Genomic DNA, 19,299 nt, shown 5'->3' with positions numbered 1-19,299 from the left:
TCTGCTTGGTAAGCCAAACAATTCGCCGACTTGCGACTTATCTTCGCGCACTTTTTATAGCCGCGGGTATCTTCTAGGTTCCTTATTCAGTTTCAATGAGATTTTTTCTATTGTTGTCGGGCCTGGCCTTAGGCCTTGCCGGGGCGGCATTTGCCCAGCCCATAGTTCCGGTTATCGACCCCATCGCTGCTCCCGTGCCGTCCACGGCTCCCATTCCACCCGAGTTGAAGCCGCACGGCAGCATCTATTTCAGCTGGGGCTACAACCGCGACTGGTACAGCCGCAGCGATATTCGCTTCAAAAACACAACCACCGACAACTACGATTTCACCTTTCTGCACGCCCACGCCAGCGATAAGCCTGATTTTAAGGATTTCTGGCGGTTCAATTCCTGGACCATCCCGCAGTACGACATGACGCTGGGCTACCTGTTTCACGACAAGCACAACCTGGGCATCGAAGTGAGCTGGAACCACCTCAAGTACGTGGTCGATGACAACCAAGTGATTCACGTGCAAGGCAATATTCGGGGGCACTACATTGACAAGGACACGCTGGTAACGCCCGATTTTGTGCACCTGCAGCACACCAACGGCAACAACTACCTCATGGTGAACCTGGTGAAGCACCAGGTGCTCTGGGACCGGCACCTCTTCAAAGTGAGCGCCGTGGGCAAGGTGGGCGCGGGACCGATGATTTCCTACACCATTTCCACCGTGCTCGGCAACCACCAGGAAGGCCCGTTCCACTACCACGGCTTCGTGGCGGGCGGCAGCGTGGGTCTGAAAGCCGATGTTCTGCGCTATTTCTTCCTGCAAACCGACATTCAGGGCGCCTTCGCCGACTACACCAACACCTACCTCGGCGATGACCGGGTGGGCCGGGCTACCCACGTTTTTGGCTCCATCCAGGCTATTTGGGCGTTCGGATTCAACGTGCCGTTGTAGTCATTTAACTGTTACTTGCTACCTGTTAAATGAAATTCATCCGCTCGAAGCCGGTGCCTAGAATGGCCGTGTCATCGGCCCCGAGCCAGTCTTTGAGCACGTTGGCATAGATGCTGCGGAAGTCGACCTGGTGGCGCAGGTCGCCCTGGTCGAGGTTCACGAGGTCGGGGGCGTCGTTTATCACGCCTTTTTTCTGGAGGGCGCCGCCGGCCAGAAACACGTTGTTGGCCGTGCCGTGGTCGGTGCCGTTGCTGGCGTTCTGGCCCACGCGCCGGCCGAACTCGCTGAACACCACCACCAGCGTGTTGTCCCACTGGTTGTTCTTTTTCAAGTCATCAGCCAGCGCGGCTAAGCCGTCGCCAAGGTCGGTGAACAGGCGCTGCTGCTGCTCATGCTGCCGCACGTGGGTATCGAAACCGGACAGAGCCAGGTAGTACACCCGCGATTCCACACCGGAATTAATCAGCTCGGCGGTGGTTTTCAGGTTCTTGCCGAAGTCGGAGTTCGGGTAGGCCACCGTCGACTTGTAGATTTTTGACTTGTCGTACAGGTAGTCGGCCGACGACGCGGTTTCGGCCAGCGTCTTGTACAGGTAGTCGACCTGGTCCTGGTGCTCCGGCGTAGTTTCCTTGCTCACCTTCGACAGAAACCGGTTCTGGGTGATTTGGTGGAATTTGTCCGGATTCTTGAGGGCCAGGCCTTTGCGCTGGCTGCCCTTCATGGCCAGGCTTAGCGTGTCGTCGATTTCGAGGGCGTTGTAGGGCCGCTGGCAATCCGGGCAATTCGAGTCGAGGTAGCGGCCCAGCCAGCCGGTGCTCACCACCTGGTCGGAGCCCGAACCGGACTGCCAGATGTCCATCGAGCGGAAGTGGGAGCGGTCGGGGTTGGGGTAGCCCACCGAGTTGAGCACGGCCAAGTGGCCCTGGTCATACAGGCTTTTCAAGCCTTTGAGCGCGGGGTGCAGGCCCAGGTCCTTCTCCAGGGCCAGAATGCCGTCGGTTTCCTTGAGGCCAAGCGTGGGCCGGGCCTTGTAGTACAGGTCGTTTTTGTAGGGGATAACGGTATTCAAACCATCATTGCCACCACTGAGCTGCACCACAATGAGGCGGCGCGCGCCGGTGGCATCGCTCAGGCGGGCCAGGCCCGGCCCCCGGTCGAGGGCGTGCAGGAACTTGGGCACCAGCAGCAAAGTGCTGGCCAAAGCGGAAGTGCGGAGGAATTCGCGTCGGGTGGAGGCCATGGTTTTGATTGGGTGGGCGAGGGTGGTAAATAATCCTGAACGTCATGCAGCGCGCAGCAAAGCATGACGTGCTTTTTATTCACGGTTATATATTTACGCCAGCTGGTATTCGGGCAGGCTCAGCAGGCTGACCAGCGTGGCACGGAGCACCTCGGCGGGCTCTTTTTGCTGAGCGGCCTGCTGCACCAGCTGCAGGTTCTCGGGCCGGATTGGCGTTTGCAGCAGGAATTCACTCAGCTTTTTGGGCTGCTGGATGGTGGGGGTTGCCCCGAGCAGCTGTTGCAGCGGGGCCAGCGGCAGGTGGGCGCCCGCGCCGGGCCGCACGGTGCGCTCGGCCTTGGTTTGGTTGGGGGCAATGTCGTTTTCGTCCTGCTTGAGCGCCACCGCGAACTCGGCGTTTTTGAACAGGATGGAGGGCAACTGCAAGCGCAGCAGCAAGGACGACGAATCAATCCAGTTACGGCCGCCGGGCCAGCCGGCCACGTTGGGCGGCTGAAACAGGTTTTGGCCCAGGGCCCGCTGGTAGCCCAGCAGCGGCTGCTCGTTGTCGATTTTGACGTTGAGCGTGCGGCGAATGCCCGCCAGCAGCTCCACCGGCGACTTAATGTGTGTGCCCACGTTGGCCGGCTCGTAAAACCAGTCGGCCGAAAACAGGCGCTCCATCAGGTCGGCGATGTCGTAGCCGCTCTTGCGGAAAGCGCTGGCCAGTGGCTCGATGTGCGCCGGATTGGGCACATCATTCACGAAAAAGCGGTAGATTTTGGTAGTCAGAAACGTGGCGGCGGCGGGCTGCTCCAAAATGCGTTTCAGCGCGTCTTCGCCCGTGAAATTACCGGTGCTGCCCAGAAAGGTTTTGGAACCGGTGTCGTGCTCCCGCTCCCGGAATTTGAAGTTGTTCTGGTAGTCGTACCCCCAACCGGTGAAGGCGCGGGCGCCTTCCTTCACGTCTTGCTCGGTGTAGTTGCCGCGGCCCAGGGTGAACAGCTCCATCACCTCACGGGCAAAGTTTTCGTTGGGGTGCTCCTTGCGGTTCTGCTGGTTGTTGAGGAATTGGAGCATGGCCGGCTCCTGGCTCACGGCCAGCAGCAAGTCCGGAAACTTGCCCAGCGCGTACTGCCGGGTGGTGTTGTGCAGGCTGAGGGCGGCATCGGGCTGGCGCACGCGGCAGGCAAAGTGCCCGTGCCAGAACAGCGTCATTTTCTCGCGCAGTTGGGCGGGTGAGGTGGCCATGCGGTCCATCCAGGCCGTGCTCATGTTGTTGAACGCGTCGCGGATGCCTTCGTTCTGCATTTTGCGCTGCTCGGGCGTGAGGTCGGCGCGGCGCAGGCGGGGCACGCCCGCCGCAATGGTGCCGCCCCTGAAGGCCGCGCGTGGGCGCATGGCCGGTACGGGGGCGGCCGGCGTCCCGGGAGGCGCGGGCTGGTCGGGCATGGTGACCATGCCATTGGGCACTGGGTTGTTTTTGGTCGAGGCCGGGTCCGTCATCACCATGCCCTGCGGGTCGGCGTAGTTCAGGTCGCGGCCCACCAATGGCTCGTACGCAGCGGAATCGTGTAGCAGCTGGCGCAGGGCTTTGCGCGGGCTGAGGCCGGCGACCACATCTTGCGGGCGCGGCCCGAAGCCGGCGCGCCAGTAGAGGTGCTGAAGTTGCTGGTTGCTATTCATGCCCCTTAAGACGCGGATGCAGGGCTGGGGTTTAACAGGAAAGAAGGCAAGCCCAACCCGGACCGTCATGTCGAGCGCAGCCGAGGCATCTCGCGTGCAGCAGTAATCAAGACCGTCGAACGGTTGAGTTGCCACCACAGGCAAGCTGTTTCGGCTGCGCTCGACATGACGGTCTTTTATTTCCCGTTAAGCACAGCCTTAAAACCGGGCGCCCAGCACCACCGTTTTTTTGTATTCGTGCTTCTCGCCGCTGCTGGGCCGGAACAGCTCGACCAGTAGAATATAGTAGCCCACCGAAGCCTTGTGGCCCTTGTCGTCGATGCCGTCCCACTGCACGAGGCCGTTGACAGGCACCGTTTCGTTGCGCACAAGGCGGCGGGTGAGGCGGCCCAGGGCGTCGTACACCGTCACGGTGGCGGCGTAGCCGGGCTGGTCGAGGTGGTAGGTGAGGGTGGCAAAATCCTGCTGGCCGTCGTCGTCGGGCGTGAAGACTTCAGGCTCTACGGTCAGCTCCTGATTGCCGCCGGGCGTGTCCTGCGCCTGCGAGTTGGGCCGGCCAGGCGTGGCGTAGCCCACCGCGCCGGCCGCCGAGTGGAAGTTGCTGCCCGTGCTGGGGCCCGCCGCCCGAATGCGCTCCAGCGAAACGCCGTCCTGCGTGGATAGCAGGCTCAGGTGCATGTCCTTGCTGTAGGCAAATCGGTCGATTTCAATGCCGTTGCCAGTGAACAGCAACGCCGTGCTCACGTCCGGAAAGGTGGGAAAGCTGCTCAGCTGCACCAGGTTGGCGGGGTCGCTGCTGGTGGAGTACTGGGCTTGAATAATGCTGGTGCTGGTGCTGAAGGCCAGCAGCTGGCCCGGCGCCAGCACCAGCGGCCCGGTGCTGAGCACGTCGGCATCGACGCTGCCATCGGGCTTGAGATTCCCAATCTGCCAGCCCTGCAGGTCGATGAACTTGGTGCTGCGGTTCAGGATTTCGGCAAACCGCACCGCGCCCACGCGGGGGTTGAATAGCAATTCATTGAACACCACATCGCCGTTCGCGGCCGCCTCGGGCAGGGCGAAGGTGGCCGACTGCAGGACGCCGCTGGCGTTGCCGGCGCAGTCGGTGGCCGTTTGCACGGCCAGGGTGGTGGGGCGGCTGGCCAGCAGCGCCGAGCCCAGCGTCAAATCAACCTGTCGGAAATCGGGCGCGACCGGCGCGGCACGCACCACGGCCAGGGCCGGATTGAGCACGTAGCGGCTGATGATGGCGGCCGAGGTGCTGTCGAGCTTCTCGGAAAAGTAAGCCCGCACGGTGGTGGCGTTCAGGGCCACGGCGCGGAGCAGGGCGGGAGCAAGGGCATCGGGGTGGGCGGCGCGCACGGAATTGGCCTTGCCGGGCGTGCCGCCGCTGGCGTCGGTGCTGGCGGTCCAGTTGTCGGCCCCGGCGCAGTAGTTGTTCGCGTCAATCATTTCCAGGCTCCAGCCGCCGTCTTTCTTGCGCGCGTCGCCGTACCAGGTGTCCGAATAATTGACTTCGAACAGCGTGCGGCCATCGCGTCCGCGCAGCACCAAATCATCGCCGCCATTGCTCAGGGATGGGAAATTGGTGGGCCCGTACACCTTGATGCCGGGCTGCACAAACTGGCTTATCCGCGTGCTGCCGCACACCACGGCATACTGGCCGGGCAGCAGCCGGGCGGTATCGGCAAACACGGCGAAGGTGGCGGTGCTGGTTTTGCCCAGGCGCACGCCGCCCAGGCTCAGCACTTTGGTAGGGCTGCGGTTATAAATTTCCAGGTATTCCGACAGTGGCAACCCTACTTGCGGCGTTTCATCGGCGAAAATTTCGGTGATGAGCAAATCGCCCACCTGCGGGGCCACCGGCGGCCCGGCAAAAACCGCCGGCAGGGGCCCGGCGGCCACGTTGCCAAAGAGGTCGGCTACGCCGCGGACTTCCAGCACGTTTGACGTCACGAAATCGGCGCCAAAGGTGAGGCGTACCACGGCCGAATTATTGGGCAGAATTTGGGCCGCCGTGGGTACGGCGCCGCTTTGCAGGCGGTAGTTGGCCAGCAACGTGGCGCTGGTGGGGGCCACAGCTTCGTTGAAAGCGACATCGAGCCGGCGTGAATCGACGGGTACGGCGCGGACCAGGAGCGGTGCGGTGGCATCGGTCACGGCAAAGTCATCGAAGGAATAGCCCCGGTTGTTGGCCGAAGAATAGAGCAGCGACACGCCGAAGTTGTTGCTGCGCTGGTAGGTGGCATCAATGGGCTGGGCGGCTTCGGCCACGAAGGCGCGGGCCCCGGTGAGGTCGCGTTCCAGGGTCCAGCGGTTGGCGGTGGTACGCGTCACCCGCACGCGCACCAGGTTATTGGTGGTGCTGGCCAGGGTGCCATCAAGGCCATCAATCACGAGCACGGCGGTGCGGGTCGAGTCTTTACGGAACAGACTCACCTCATCGGCGGTGCCGCCGAGGCGCACGAAATAGCCCGTGTTGCTGGTGTTTTTGAGGTCGGTTTGCGAGGCCATCAGCCAGATATCGGCAAGGTTGCCGGAGCTGGTGGCGAAGCGCAGGTTGGCCCAGAATTCCCACACCGTGCCGGTGCTGGCCTGGCAGGGCGTGCTGAGGGCAATCTGGGTGCCGGTCACGGCCGCGCCGTTGCTTTGCAGCTGCTGCGTGAGTACCTGGAAGCTGGCCGCGTCGCCGGCCCAGGCGGGATTGGCGGTGAAGTTGCCGTCGGTGAAATTCTCGGCCAGCTGAGCCGAGGCCAGGAAGGGCAAAAAGAAAAACAGTAGTAATAGATGCTTCATTGAGTAGCAGGCTGGTATTAGCTGTGCCCAATGTAAGCCCTTATTAATGATACTACTGCTTCGGCTGCTCTACAACCCCATTGCCGTTGGCGCATACAGCTGTTTATAAAGAAAAAAGGGGGTATTTGGAACAGCAAAAAAATGACTCAAAGCCAGTCGTTGCCCACGGGGGCAATGCCATGCTTTGGGTCGTAGGCCCGTCCCATCCGGTCGCAACAAAATAAATTCGCCGGCTAGAAAAGTAGCTAGCGGGCCTGACAAACCCGACTACCGGGTGCTGAACAGGACGTTCGAGCTGGCGCGGTTGGGGAAAGTGGGCGGTGTGGCAGCCGGGAACACCACGGCTTTCACCTCCGGGTATTTCCAGGCCAGGTCATTGGCCACGCTCACCGGGCTGTCTTCGGGAGTGGGGGCCAGGAGCAATACCGGCACTTGGTGCAAGGTCAGGTCCCTGGCTAGCTGAGCCCGCAGCGTTGGGTAGTGCGCGGTGCCATCGGTGCCTTGTACCGGGCTGGCCACCCAGTCGGTATACGCAATGCCCGGGAATTTTTGCAGCAGGGAATCGGTCGTTTCAGGCGTCCAGACCCACACGGCGTTCGTCACGTGCTCCCGCCGGAAAGCCTTCACCATTTGCTGCCAGGCCAGGCGGGAACTCATGGCAGTAGGGGCATTCAGAACAGGCCGCAACAGCACCGGGCCGGGCACTTTTCCTACTTGCCGGGCCACGGATTGCCAGTAATTTTTTTGTTGGATGTGCTCGGCGTTCACCGTCCAGCTCAGCAGCGGCACTTGGTGCTGCCTGGCAATATTGGTTACCAGCGCAGGCAATTGCGATGCGGGGCCAGGCGTTGGAATGGCAAGGGCGGCGATGTCGCAACCCGCCGGAGTGGCCGATGGCCCGGCCCACAGCCCCGCAAAAACACTCCCGGCGTTGTGGTGAATGGCAGAAGGGATTTCCTGCCCAATGTGCACGGTCTGGTCGCCGGTGAGCAGCCATTTGGGCGGGATGCGCACCAGTGCATCTTCCTGTACATAGTAAAAAGTGCCCATCGTGGCCAGGCCACTAAAGGCCACAACCTGGCTGAAGCGGCGCAAACGCGGAACCAGCATCATTGTGATGGCTGCCGCCAGCCGGTGCAAGCGCAGCACCAGCCAGCGGAATGGCCAGGTTGCCATGTCGCTGATGAAGTTACGCACTGCCTTGTGCTGCCCCATAACCGTAGCCGCCAGCATAATAGCGACATTCCCCAAGGCCAGAACCACCATGATGTTGGTGTAATGGCTGTAGGCGGTTAGCCGGCCGTACTTGCAGGCCGCCAGCAGCATCGCTGCCAGGGCCAGGTTGGGCAGGGTCAGGAGCCATTCGTTTTCCCAGCGGCCCTCCTTTGGCGTGGGCAGGTAAGCTACGCGCTTGCCTATTACCGCATAGACGAACCCCAGCGTGTACACCCACCACGAGCCAATGCGCAAAAAGCCGCCGGCTAAGTGCAAGCCGCCCTCGCCAGGCTCGCGCAACCAGCGCTGAGCGTAGCAGCGAATAAGCAGCGACATGCCAGCCAGGGGGACCGCGTGCAGGGCCAAATCCTCCAGCTTCACCATCCAGGGAAATTGGCTGAGTGAAAGCGAGAGCACCGGCAGCGTCAGGTCAATCAGGGCCACCACCCCCGAGAAGAAATACAGCGGCAGCAGCAGATAATGGATGCGCTGGGCCCAGGTAAAGCGCCCGCATACCTTGGGATACACCCGGAACAAGAGGTCGAAAGCGCCCCGCGACCATTTGAGCTGCTGCGAATAAAAGGCCACCAGCGAGGACGGTACCAATCCCCGGCTCACCACTTTGGGCACGTACACCGACTGCCAGCCCGCGGCGTGCAGCAGCATGGCCGTGTGCATGTCTTCTGTAAGCCCCGCCGCGTGCCCGCCGATGGAATCCAGGGCCGCGCGGCGAAACGTGCAATTGGCCCCAATGGCCTGCACGGTGCCGTAGCCGTTCATGCCCATCATCAGCGGGCCGTAGAAGTGGTAAGTCTGCTCAGCGGCCCCTCGGGCTACCAGGCTTTCCTGCTGGTTGCCGTAGGCCTGCACCACCTGCACAAATCCCACCCGCTCATCCTCAAAGTAGGGCATTACCTGGTCCAGGAAATCGGGCGTGGGCACGTGGTCGGGGTCCAGCACCACGCACATGTCGCCCGTGGCCTGGCGCAGTGCGTTGTTGATGTTGCCGGCTTTGGCATTGATTTTTACCTGACGCGTAACGTGCACCACCCCCAGGCGGGCGCACGCGGCCCGGAGCACCGGGTCGTCGCCTTCGTCGCACAAGTAGCTCGTGTGCGGGTACCGGATGGCCTGCATCGCTTCCAGCGTCCGGATAATCATGGCGTGGGGTTCGCCCGGGCAGGCCGTCGTCAGCACATCCACGCGGTGCTGGGCGGGTACATAGGCGGGGGGCACGGGCTCCCGCACCTGTATGTAGTGTCCCCATTCGTGAACCATGCGCAGCATTTTGAAGCCCAGCGAAACTGCCAGCATCCAGAAAAGCGGCGCGTAGCCCATGCGCAACGTCGTGAAAAACCACCACAAAAAATTGAGTAAGCACAACCCTCCGGCCACCACAAGCCACCGCATAGCGGTAAGGCCTGCTACTTTGCGAAAGTGCAGTCGATAAGATGATTTTGGTGCCTCACTAAGCCTGATAGCAATGGGAGTAGGAGTGGATATCGGGGTCATAAACCGGGGTAAAGCACAGGCTGATAGTAGAACAAATTACTGAATTACCATAAAAATAACGCAACAATCTGGATATTGGTTTGAAAAGCCACATCCGTTATTGAAAAATTGCACTAGTGGTATTTGCCACTATTGGCGCTGGTGATAGCGTAGCTAGGTTTAATTTCCGCCAAGCCCGTCTGTAGATTTGTAATAAAAAAATAAAACTAATTAGTGTAAAAGTGCCGTAAATCTTGGCGCCGCTGTTATGCCAATGGTATTGTGAAAGGCCACGATGCTAATTGAATTCTACCGAACCCATCTGCACAAAAAGCATACATGAAGAATTACCCTCAGGAATTATCCAACGCTGCAACTACCCTTGGCACGGCTGCCTGGCAAGCAGCGGCCGCCGTAGTAAAGTGGGTGCTATTGGCTGGCTGGGGAGGCGCGTTGCTCACGGGCTGCGACCAAACGCCTGCGGGCGCCGATGGCCGGGCGGCCTCCCGGGTCGGGCTGCCCAAGGAAGTAGTCGCGGTGAGGGTGCAGAAAACAGCGCACGGCTTCCAGCTGCTCCGCGGGGGGAAGCCCTATTTTATACGTGGCGGTGGCGGTTTGCAGCGGTTTGCCCAATTGCAGGAGGCCGGCGGCAATTCTGCTCGGCTGTGGAGCGTCGACTACGCTACCCCGCTCCTGGACGAAGCCCAGCACCGGGGCGTAACCATCATGCTGGGCCTGTGGCTGGAGCCGGAGAGCAGCTACTTCAGCTACTACGACCCCGGAATGGTGCAGGCGCAGCTACAGCGCCTGCGGCAGCAGGTGCTGCGCTACCGCTACCATCCGGCGCTGCTGATGTGGAATGTGGGCAACGAAGTAGAGCTGACCACGTCCGGGCCGCGGCTGTTTAAGTCCGTGAACGCCATTGCCCGAATGATTCACGAACTGGACCCCTACCATCCCGTCACCATATCCCTGGGCGATGGCGATTTGATTTTCCAAGGTGCTCAACTGCAGCAGCTGGCCCCTGAAGTAGATATTATGTCGGTAAATTCCTACGGCCGACTGCTTGATTTGCCCCAGCGGGTACAAAAAAGTGGCTGGAAACGCCCCTACATCGTGACCGAATATGGCGGCAAAGGCTTCTGGGAAACGGACTCAACATTCTGGAAAGCCCCCGAAGAGCAGACCAGTGCTGGCAAAGCGGAGTTCATCAGCAGCCGATACCGGCAGGTTATTCAGGCCGACTCCAACCGCTGTTTGGGGAGCTACTTGTTTTATTGGGGCTCAAAATTTGAATACACGCCTACCTGGTTCAGCTTATTCGAGCCGTCCGGTGAAAAAACCGAATCGGTTGACGAGATGCACTTGTTGTGGCGAAAGCACTATCCCGCCAATCGCAGCCCCCACCTGACCGAGCTGCGGCTGGCCGGCCAAGCGGCGGCCAATGAAGTGACGCTGCGGGCGGGCCAGCGCTACCCGGCCGTGGTGCGCGTGACCGACCCCGAAGGTGACTCCCTGACGGCCCGTTGGGAAGTGTTGCCCGAAATGCGGCCCGGCGCCGAAATCAAAGAAGTAGCCACGCCGCTGGAGCCCGTGCCGGGCTGCGTGGTAAAGGTTGCGGGCCGGCAGGCCATTATTCGTATGCCCAGCCGGCCGGGGGCCTACCGGGTGTACGTGCGCGTTTTTGATGGGCATGGCAGCGTTGCAACGGCCAACATTCCCGTACTGGTGCGGCCCGCGCCGAAGGCAGCAGCTTATTCGGCCGCTACCAGCAGCGACTGACGCAGCTGCTGCGTACCATTTTGCACGCGCAGCACATACTGCCCGGTTGGCAAGCCCGCTACTGGCAGCGTGAGGCCGCCGGCCCGCAACAGGCCGCTGGGCTGGGTCCAGCGGCGGCACTGGCGGCCCAGCATGTCAAACAGCTGCAGCTCGACGGCCTGTGCCGGCGCGAATGACGACGGCGCTTCGGCTACCACATGAATTTCGCCATGTACCACGGTGGGGTACACCTGGCACCAGGCAACGCCAGCAAGCCCGTTGCCAACGCCGGGCAGGGTGGCCAGCACGCCCCGGGCTTCCGATGCTCCCACATTGCCCGTCGTGCTGGCCGCGGGCGTGGGATTGCCAAAGAAGTCGCGTTGCCCGGGGTCGAGGCTGAATTCGGCTGCCAGATTAAGGCCAACTCCAACCACGGCCGATGCCGGAACCGGATTGTACCCGGCCAGTGCACTGCTGAGCGGGGCCGCGCCCGTGGCTGCTGCCACAAGGTGCGGGTCGGCGCAAAAGCCCGTGGTGCGGGTGCCCGAGTTAAGCGTTTCTTGCCCCGTGCCGGTCCGCCAGGCCGCCAGCGTATTATAGGAAGTGCCATTCCAGTCCAGGTTCAGCGCCCCGCTGGTGCTCCAGTAGCAGTTGCCCTCCAGGCGCAGCCCGGTGGTGGCCTGGCTGGCAAGTACCGTCAGGCCGGCACTCGTTTGGAAGATGTTGTTGCGCAGCGTAATGCCGGTAATGTCGCCGCTGGCCATGTACACCGCTTTCGGCGAAGAGCCGTCGGCGGGCTGGCTCAGGTAAACCGAGTTGTTATAAATATTGGCCCGAACAATGCCCCCGTTGGCCCCCGACGACCACAGTTCGATGGCACCCTGCCCGTACCCGCGTGCATCGTTTTGGCTGATGTTGTAGCGCACGGTGAGGTCGTGCATCGCCGGCGCCCCCGGAAACTGCGCCAACAGGTAGCCGGGCCCCTGGTTATCGTGCGAATAGTTGTACTGCATCACCGAATTGGTGCAGCCGCCGTCAAGGTCGAATCCCCCGCCATCCTTTGTGGTACCCGACTGATTGCCAAAGGATTCGCACTGCTGAATCACAAGGTTGTTGCAGCTCCAGCCCCAAATGCCCACCGGGCCGCCCGCCGGATTGGCGTTCAGCCAGCCATTGTGGTAGGCGGTGCACTTTTCCACCACGGCCCCGTCAATCCCCGCCAGTACAATGCCATTGCCGGTGTGCGTGGTAGTAACGGTGGTCTGCCCCGAATTGTCGTAAGACGTGCAATTGCCAACGTACCAATTGTGGTGCGCATAGCCCTGCAAAGGGTAAAAAGCATACGATTTGAGCCCCGCTTCGCCGTTGGCGTGTAGCTGGCTGTTGGTGATGCGCACGTCGTCGTACCCACTCGCGTCGTTCCAGCTGCCCACCGACAGGCCCGCGTCCCGGTAGCCGCTCACCTCCACGCTATCGACCCGCAGATGCTGCAAGTGTGCGTTCGCAGAGTCGAGGTAGAAAATAACGCCCGAACTCTGGTTGGTAAGCCGGCCCGAACCTACGAAAGCCAACTGCCGCACCTCGATGCCGGCCGCGTTGTGAGCGTAGAACCCATAGGAGTCGTTGCTTTGAATGGTGGCCTTCCCCGAACCATAAGACCTGAAGACAATGGGCTGAATGGCAGTGCCCTGGCTATTGCCGCGCACCCAAATTCCACCCGTAAAAACCTGCCCTCCGGCGAGTAGCACCTGGTCGCCCGCCTGGAAATGGGTTGCGCTAACCCGGGCCGTAGTCCGCCAGGCTTGTGCTGGGGAAGTGCCTGGGTTGGCATCATTGCCGTTATTGCTTAAGTAGTAATTATTAGCGAAAACAATTTTTGGTATCGAAAGCGCTAAAAAGAAGAAAAGTATAAGTTTGGAGTTCATAACAATTTGTAAGAATAAATTATAAGCACAAACTTATACAGAATATAATCATAAAAAAATACATTAAATACGGCAATTTTTGTGATAATTAAAGATGGTTAATCCTGAAAAATCCTAAATTGATTTATACTTGATAAATTTAGGATTATAAACGATTTAAAAATAAAATGCAATAAAATAAAATTCCCAATGGCTTCTGATTATAGAATAATTCCGCCTAAGTCAACCGGTTGAATTGAATGAGTGTGCTATTCAAAAAGAGTTGGCGTGGCAAGGCGAAGCAGGCGTGGTATCTGCGGCGGTTGCCCGTTTATTCAGGATTAGTCCCGTGGGGTACCCGACGTATTTGCTGCTTTGTTATCGATATTTGCTTTTGACGGCCGCCAGGAGGCCGTTTGTCAATTACTTATTCTCATGAAACTTGCTATTGTGGGCGCCACCGGCCTGGTGGGCACCGAAGTGCTGAAAGTGCTGGCTGAGCGCCAGTTTCCGCTAACTGAATTACTGCCTGTGGCCTCGGCCAAATCGGTGGGGCAACTGGTTGAATTTGAGGGTAAAAAATACCCGGTGGTGAGCATGGACGACGCCATTGCGGCCCGGCCCGATATTGCCATTTTCTCGGCCGGCGGCTCGGTGAGCAAGGAGCACGCGCCGCGCTTTGCCGCCGTGGGTACCACCGTTATCGACAATTCCTCGGCCTGGCGCATGGACCCCACCAAGAAGCTGGTGGTGCCCGAGCTGAATGCTGACACCCTCACGGCCGACGATAAAATCATCGCCAATCCGAACTGCTCGACCATCCAGATGGTGGTGGCGCTGAATGAGTTGCACAAGGCTTATAAGGTGCGCCGCATCGTGGTGAGTACCTACCAGAGCGTGACCGGTACCGGCAAAAAAGCCGTGGACCAGCTCATGGAGGAGCGCGCCGGCCACACGGCCAGCAACCCCGCCTATCCGCACCCCATCGACCTGAACGTGCTGCCGCACATCGACGTGTTCGAACCCAATGGCTACACGAAGGAGGAGCTGAAAATGGTGAACGAGACCAGGAAAATCATGGGCGACGAGGGCATCCGCGTCACGGCCACCTGCGTGCGCATTCCGGTGATGGGCGGCCATTCCGAAGCCGTGAACGTGGAGTTTGAGAAGGAATTTGACCTGGCCGACGTGCGGGAAATCCTCGCCAATACGGCCGGTGTGGAGCTGGTGGATGACCCTTCAACCAATACCTACCCCATGCCCAAAGACAGCCACGGCAAAGATGCCGTGCTGGTGGGCCGCCTGCGCCGCGATGAAACCCAGCCCAAGACGCTCAACATGTGGATTGTGGCCGACAACCTGCGCAAAGGCGCCGCCACCAACGCCGTGCAGATTGCCGAGTATCTGCTGGAGAAGCTGGTGCCGGTGGCCGGCTAATATGGAAAACCGATGGAGCGGCGTTGTGAAGTGATGACGGTTATAGCGCGCTGCATTTTTTTGCTTTGGTTGACACTTCCAATGGGGCCGGCGCTTGCGCAGGGCCCCATTTTGCTGCGCGGCCGGGTCATTGATGCCGAAACCCATCAGCCCATCCCGAATGCGCAGGTGGGCGTGGCCGATAACCGCATCGGCACGAGCACGAACGAGGACGGACGTTTCGCCCTGGGCATCCCGGCCGAATTCCAGCAGGCCCGGCTGGAAGTGGCGCTGCTGGGCTACCGCAAATACGCGCAGGCGCTGCCGCCACTGCCGGGGCCAGAGCTGCGCATCGAGCTGCAAATCAGCCCGGCGGCGCTGGGTGAGGTGCGGGTAACGGCTTCGGTGGAGGGCATTGTGCGGGAGGCCGTGGCGCGCATTCCGCGCAACTACCCCACGCGGCCCACGCAGCTCACGGGCTTCTACCGCGAGTCGGACAACGACGCGGAGGGCCGGCCGCGCTACCTGGTGGAGGGGCTGCTGACGGTGTTCAAGGTGCCTTACCAGCAGCGCGTCGAGAGTGGCGAAGTCCAGATTCGGCAGTCGCGCCGGGTGGATTTGCGCTCCGATAAGCAGCTGGTGAAGATTGACTGGGCGGGTGGGCCGTTCATTGTGCACATGGGCGACTTTGTGCACCGGCGTGCGCAGTTCATTGCCCCGAAGCATTTCCGGGACTACGACTACCGGCTGGCCCCCGGCAGCACCTACCAGGACCGGCCGGTGTACGTCGTCACGTTCGCGCCCCGGGCCGGCAACCACCGCGCCGATTTTGCGGGCCGGATGTACATCGACCAGGACTCCTACACGTTTCTGGGGGCCGAGTGGCATTACACCACCGCCGGCCTCAGGAATTCGACCAACCCGGCCGACTACCGGGCCCTGCGCGTAACCTACCAGCCCTACGCCGGCCGCTGGCACCTGAAAACCGTGTGGTGGCAGACCAAAGTCAAGTTAATTGGCCCGCCGCTGAATTACTTTGGCGAATTTCTGACCACGGCCATCGACACGGCCCAGGCCCCGCCGCTGAGCTACACCGAGCGGGCGCAGTACAACGACGTGTTTCTGCACAACACCGTGCCGTATGATTCGTCCTTCTGGCAGGGCCACACCACGCTGCTGCCGCCCGAAGCCGTGCAAAAAGCCCTGCTCGACCAGCAGCGCCAGCAGCGGGCCGACTCGCTGTTCCGGCCCCCGTCGGGGAGCCCGGCCCCGGACGAGCCGGCCAGCGAAAGCCCGCTGGGGAAGTTTTTCAGCCGCTTTCGGTACGGCGCTGCGGTGGGGGCCTGGCCGCTGACGGTGCCCGCCGCGCACCTCGCGTTGGGCTATGCGCCGGCGGGCTATGGCTTCCGGGCGCAGGGTACTTCCGATGTAGCGGCGCAGGACCTTACGGTTTTTTCGAGCGCGGAATACCAGTTCGAATTGACTCGGGAATTGGTCGTGCGCCTGGCTACCCGGAGTGTGTACCGGCAGTTCAGCGGCGATGGCTGGGAGGCCGGGCTGAGCTATCAGCGCAACCTGCTGCCGCGCCACCGGCCGCTGTACGGGCGGGCGGGCCTGGCTTTCAGTCGCCAAACGGTGGGCCGCAACCTGGGCACTTTCGGCAACCCCGATGCCGGGCTGCGGGTAGATGGCACCCACCTCGCCGCCGATGAGTTGATGCTGCACGTGCAATCCGTGAGTGATGCCGTGCTGCCCACCCTGGGCCTGGGCCTGGAGCTGAGCCACAAAATAGAGCTGGTGGCTGACCTGGGCTACCTGCTGCCCCTGAGCACCCGCACCCAGCTGGAGGTAGCAGAAACCAGCGGTTTCTTCCTCACCCGCCGCTCGGCCACCATCGATTTGGCCAGTCCCGACGTAAGCCTGCGCGTGAACGAGCAGCCCACCGCTACGCCGCCGTGGTCCCCGAACCACTGGCTGCTGAGCATTGGGCTGCTGTACCGCGTCCGCTGATTATCGATGAAACCTGCCAAACTACCCGCCACCTTCTTCCAGGGGCCCGACCCCCTGCAAATTGCCTGCGACCTGCTGGGCAAGCACCTCTGCACGCACATCGACGGCGTGCTCACCGCCGGGCGCATCGTGGAAACGGAAGCGTACCGGCACGAAGGCGACCATTCCCTAACCCTGCACCTGCAGCGCAAGCGGCACCAGGCCCAGGGCTTGCACCTGCCCGGCGGCCACGCCTACATCTACACCGTCTACAACCGCCACGCGCTGTTCAACATCACGACCCACGACGCCGGGCATCCCGATGCGGTCCTGATTCGGGCCGTGGAGCCCACCATTGGCCTTGATGAAATGCTGCGCCGGCGCGGGCTGCCGGCGGCCAAACGGGCCCTCACGGCCGGCCCCGGCGTACTGAGCCAGGCCCTGGGCATCACGCCCGCCCTCACTGGCCTGTCAGTGGCGGGCGATGTAATTTGGTTTGAGGACCACGGCGAAGCCATCGCGCCGGAAGGAATAACGGCCAGCGCCCGCGTGGGGCTGGAATACGCCGGGGCGGAAGCGGCGGGGCTGCCGTGGCGCTTTCGAATCAGAGACAGTAAGTGGACCAGCCCGGCGAAGTAGCAATTATCACGGCGCGGGGTACGGGTTCGGGTGCTTGATTTCGAGCCAGCGGTCGGGGCGGTCCAGGGGCTCGTAGCCGAAGCGTTGGTAGAGGGTGTGGGCGTCGAAGGTGGCCAGCAGGTGGCGGCGCAGGTTTTGCAGGTCGGGGTGGGCCAGCATCTGCTTCACCAGCCACTTGGCGAGGCCGTGGCCCCGGTGCTCGGGCAGCACAAACACGTCGCAGAGCCAGGCGAACGTGGCCCGGTCCGTGACCACGCGGGCGAAACCGGCTTGCCGGCCATCGGGGGCGTAGAGGCCGAAATTGAGGGAATTGGCGATGGCGCGCTCCACGGTGGCCCGCGGAATGTGCCGGGCCCAGTACGAGTCCTCGCTCAGCCAGCGGTGAACGGCGGCCACGTCGAGCCGGGCCGGGTCGGTGCTGAGGGTGTAGCCGGCGGGGTGGGTGGCGGTGAAGAAATCAGACATGAAAAGGGGATTTGGAATGCGCCCGCAAGCTACAAAAAGGGCCGTGCGCCGGGAATAAGGCATCCGGTCAGGCCGCGATTTCGTTAACTTAATGATTTTGAGCAGTAAAATTCCTCCTTCTAACCCCGTTGCCTATCGCCATGAAAATTCTACGCCACGCCACGCTGGTCTTCTGGGCCGCGGGATTACCCCTCGCGGCCTGCGCCCAGGCCCCCGCCCTGACCACCTTCCCGGTGGGCACCACCACGGTTACAGCCTCAGCCCTGGCCACCAACCTGAACACCGTGTGGGAACTGGTGTGGGGCCCCGACAACTTCCTCTGGATGACTGAGCGCTTCGGCCGCATCAGCCGGGTGAACCCCGCCACCGGGCAGGTGCTGCCCCTGCTCACGCTGCCCGACGTGACGCCCACCGGCGAAAGTGGCCTGCTGGGCCTGGCGCTGCACCCGCAGTTTGCCACCTCGCCCTACGTGTACGTGGTGTACAACTACACCGACGCGGGCGCCCTCAAGGAGAAACTGGTGCGCTACACGTATTCGGCTACGGCGGGCACGCTCACGGCGCCGCTGGTGCTGCTGGGCGGCATTGATGCCACCACCTCGCACAGCGGTTCGCGCCTGCTCGTGCTCGCCGATGGCACGCTGCTGATGAGCACCGGCGATGCCCAACTGCAGCCCCAGGCCCAGAACACGGCTGCCCTTAACGGCAAAATTCTGCGCCTGAACCTCGACGGCAGCATGCCGGCCAACAACCCCATTACCGGCAACCCGGTCTATACTTTCGGCCACCGCAACCCGCAGGGCCTGGTGCATCTGCCCAACGGCCGCATCTACAGCTCGGAGCACGGCCCCAACAACGACGACGAAATCAACAAGATTGAGGCCGGCCGCAACTACGGCTGGCCCAACGTGGAAGGCTACTGCGACTTGCCCGCCGAGGCCACCTTCTGCACCGCCAACAACGTGCGCGAGCCCCTCACCACCTGGACGCCCACCATTGCCCCGGCCGGCATCACGTACTACGACCACCCCGCCATTCCCGGCTGGCGCGGCAGCCTGCCGCTGGTGGTGCTCAAAGACCACAAGCTCACCCAGCTCACCCTGGACGCCGCCGGCCTCACCATTCCTTCCCGCACCGATTTCCTGACCGCATTTGGACGACTGCGGGCCATCTGCGTGTCGCCGCAGGGCAAGGTGTACATCGGTACCAGCAACCAGGACGGGCGGGGCACGCCTTCGGCCACCGATGACCAGATTCTGGTGCTCGAAAACCGGGCCTACGTGGCCAGCGCCACGCGCGCGGCCGCCGCCTTTTCATTTGATTTATTCCCGAATCCGGCCCGCCGCCAGGCCACCGTGCAGCTGCCCGCGCCCAACGTCCGCCTCACCGTGCGCGACCTGTTGGGCCGGCCCGTGCTCACCGTGCGCCCCGCCAGCACCACCGCCACGCTGGACCTTTCGGCGCTGCGTTCTGGCAGCTACCTGGTGCAGGCCGACGGCCCCACGGGCACCGCCACCCGCAAGTTGGTAGTGGAATAATTCGGGAATAACCGCTAACAAAAAGAGCCGGCAATTGCCGGCTCTTTTTGTTGAAAAAATGCGCAGGAGGTTATTCGAGGACGACTTTGCGGGTGAGGAGCTGGCCGGCGCGGGCCACGCGCAGGGTGTAGACGCCGGTGGGCAGGCCGCGGGTGGGCAGGGTTTGTTCGGCGGCGTTGGTCAGGGCTTGTTCCCGCACCACCTGGCCCAGGGCGTTGAGCAGGGTGGCCCGG

The 19,299-nt window shown here is 61.9% G+C and carries 13 protein-coding genes; 6 read left to right on the top strand and 7 right to left on the bottom strand.

All coding sequences use genetic code 11. The annotated features are described in order from the left end of the window. Window positions 1-95 precede the first annotated feature (95 nt). Window positions 96-947 carry a hypothetical protein gene (locus J4G38_RS00065; RefSeq protein ID WP_226163022.1) on the top strand — a complete coding sequence of 284 codons (852 nt, stop codon included), beginning with the start codon at window positions 96-98 and terminating at the stop codon, window positions 945-947. Between the two features lie 25 nt (window positions 948-972). Here the strand turns inward: J4G38_RS00065 and J4G38_RS00060 are convergent, their stop codons facing one another. From J4G38_RS00060 to J4G38_RS00045, 4 genes are all read right to left on the bottom strand, one after another. Then, window positions 973-2,187, bottom strand: a complete 1,215-nt coding sequence (locus tag J4G38_RS00060; protein WP_210519997.1) for a DUF1501 domain-containing protein — start codon at window positions 2,185-2,187, stop codon at window positions 973-975. A 93-nt stretch (window positions 2,188-2,280) separates the two neighbouring features. Continuing rightward, window positions 2,281-3,852, bottom strand: a complete 1,572-nt coding sequence (locus J4G38_RS00055; protein WP_210519995.1) for a DUF1800 domain-containing protein — start codon at window positions 3,850-3,852, stop codon at window positions 2,281-2,283. Between the two features lie 198 nt (window positions 3,853-4,050). Then, window positions 4,051-6,648 (bottom strand): lamin tail domain-containing protein, encoded by a 2,598-nt coding sequence (locus J4G38_RS00050; RefSeq protein WP_210519993.1) that lies wholly within the window; start codon window positions 6,646-6,648, stop codon window positions 4,051-4,053. Window positions 6,649-6,915: 267 nt separating this feature from the next. Next, window positions 6,916-9,228, bottom strand: a complete 2,313-nt coding sequence (locus J4G38_RS00045) for a glycosyltransferase (RefSeq protein ID WP_226163020.1) — start codon at window positions 9,226-9,228, stop codon at window positions 6,916-6,918. A gap of 465 nt (window positions 9,229-9,693) precedes the next feature. Between J4G38_RS00045 and J4G38_RS00040 the strand changes: the two genes are divergently transcribed. Next, the gene (locus J4G38_RS00040; protein WP_210519990.1) at window positions 9,694-11,136 is read left to right on the top strand and encodes a glycoside hydrolase family 2 TIM barrel-domain containing protein; all 1,443 of its coding nucleotides are present in this window, start codon (window positions 9,694-9,696) and stop codon (window positions 11,134-11,136) included. Here the strand turns inward: J4G38_RS00040 and J4G38_RS00035 are convergent. Next, window positions 11,109-12,863, bottom strand: coding sequence for a T9SS type A sorting domain-containing protein (locus J4G38_RS00035; protein WP_210519988.1), 1,755 nt, complete (start codon window positions 12,861-12,863; stop codon window positions 11,109-11,111). The two genes, J4G38_RS00040 and J4G38_RS00035, sit on opposite strands and share 28 nt — an antisense overlap. Before the next feature lie 591 nt (window positions 12,864-13,454). Between J4G38_RS00035 and J4G38_RS00030 the strand changes: the two genes are divergently transcribed. The 3 genes from J4G38_RS00030 (at window position 13,455) to J4G38_RS00020 (ending at window position 17,063) form a co-directional block, all read left to right on the top strand. Then, window positions 13,455-14,456, top strand: coding sequence for an aspartate-semialdehyde dehydrogenase (locus J4G38_RS00030; RefSeq protein ID WP_210519986.1), 1,002 nt, complete (start codon window positions 13,455-13,457; stop codon window positions 14,454-14,456). 81 nt (window positions 14,457-14,537) lie between these two features. Next, window positions 14,538-16,445, top strand: coding sequence for a carboxypeptidase-like regulatory domain-containing protein (locus J4G38_RS00025; protein ID WP_210519985.1), 1,908 nt, complete (start codon window positions 14,538-14,540; stop codon window positions 16,443-16,445). Window positions 16,446-16,451: 6 nt separating this feature from the next. Continuing rightward, a complete protein-coding gene (locus J4G38_RS00020; protein ID WP_210519983.1) occupies window positions 16,452-17,063 on the top strand; it encodes a DNA-3-methyladenine glycosylase in 612 nt (203 codons plus the stop codon). A gap of 6 nt (window positions 17,064-17,069) precedes the next feature. Here J4G38_RS00020 and J4G38_RS00015 read toward each other — a convergent pair whose 3' ends face one another. Beyond that, complete coding sequence (locus J4G38_RS00015; protein WP_210519981.1) at window positions 17,070-17,528, bottom strand: GNAT family N-acetyltransferase; 459 nt, start codon at window positions 17,526-17,528, stop codon at window positions 17,070-17,072. 140 nt (window positions 17,529-17,668) lie between these two features. On the opposite strand from J4G38_RS00015, the gene J4G38_RS00010 reads away from it, so the two are divergent. Continuing rightward, window positions 17,669-19,066, top strand: a complete 1,398-nt coding sequence (locus J4G38_RS00010; protein ID WP_210519980.1) for a PQQ-dependent sugar dehydrogenase — start codon at window positions 17,669-17,671, stop codon at window positions 19,064-19,066. 70 nt (window positions 19,067-19,136) lie between these two features. On the opposite strand, the gene J4G38_RS29090 is transcribed toward J4G38_RS00010, so the two are convergent. Further along, complete coding sequence (locus tag J4G38_RS29090) at window positions 19,137-19,289, bottom strand: T9SS type A sorting domain-containing protein (protein WP_394371002.1); 153 nt, start codon at window positions 19,287-19,289, stop codon at window positions 19,137-19,139. Window positions 19,290-19,299: the final 10 nt, after the last annotated feature.

It is taken from the genome of Hymenobacter terricola, from assembly GCF_017921975.2.
Lineage (GTDB): Bacteria > Bacteroidota > Bacteroidia > Cytophagales > Hymenobacteraceae > Hymenobacter > Hymenobacter terricola.
This window is presented reverse-complemented; position numbering and strand designations above follow the sequence as displayed.

What these genes read in the sequence shown, in the direction of transcription:
- J4G38_RS00065 (WP_226163022.1), top strand. Translation starts at nt 96, where the DNA reads ATGAGATTTTTTCTATTGTTGTCGGGCCTGGCCTTAGGCCTTGCCGGG.
- J4G38_RS00060 (WP_210519997.1), bottom strand. Translation starts at nt 2,187, where the DNA reads ATGGCCTCCACCCGACGCGAATTCCTCCGCACTTCCGCTTTGGCCAGC.
- J4G38_RS00055 (WP_210519995.1), bottom strand. Translation starts at nt 3,852, where the DNA reads ATGAATAGCAACCAGCAACTTCAGCACCTCTACTGGCGCGCCGGCTTC.
- J4G38_RS00050 (WP_210519993.1), bottom strand. Translation starts at nt 6,648, where the DNA reads ATGAAGCATCTATTACTACTGTTTTTCTTTTTGCCCTTCCTGGCCTCG.
- J4G38_RS00040 (WP_210519990.1), top strand. Translation starts at nt 9,694, where the DNA reads ATGAAGAATTACCCTCAGGAATTATCCAACGCTGCAACTACCCTTGGC.
- J4G38_RS00030 (WP_210519986.1), top strand. Translation starts at nt 13,455, where the DNA reads ATGAAACTTGCTATTGTGGGCGCCACCGGCCTGGTGGGCACCGAAGTG.
- J4G38_RS00025 (WP_210519985.1), top strand. Translation starts at nt 14,538, where the DNA reads ATGGGGCCGGCGCTTGCGCAGGGCCCCATTTTGCTGCGCGGCCGGGTC.
- J4G38_RS00020 (WP_210519983.1), top strand. Translation starts at nt 16,452, where the DNA reads ATGAAACCTGCCAAACTACCCGCCACCTTCTTCCAGGGGCCCGACCCC.
- J4G38_RS00015 (WP_210519981.1), bottom strand. Translation starts at nt 17,528, where the DNA reads ATGTCTGATTTCTTCACCGCCACCCACCCCGCCGGCTACACCCTCAGC.
- J4G38_RS00010 (WP_210519980.1), top strand. Translation starts at nt 17,669, where the DNA reads ATGAAAATTCTACGCCACGCCACGCTGGTCTTCTGGGCCGCGGGATTA.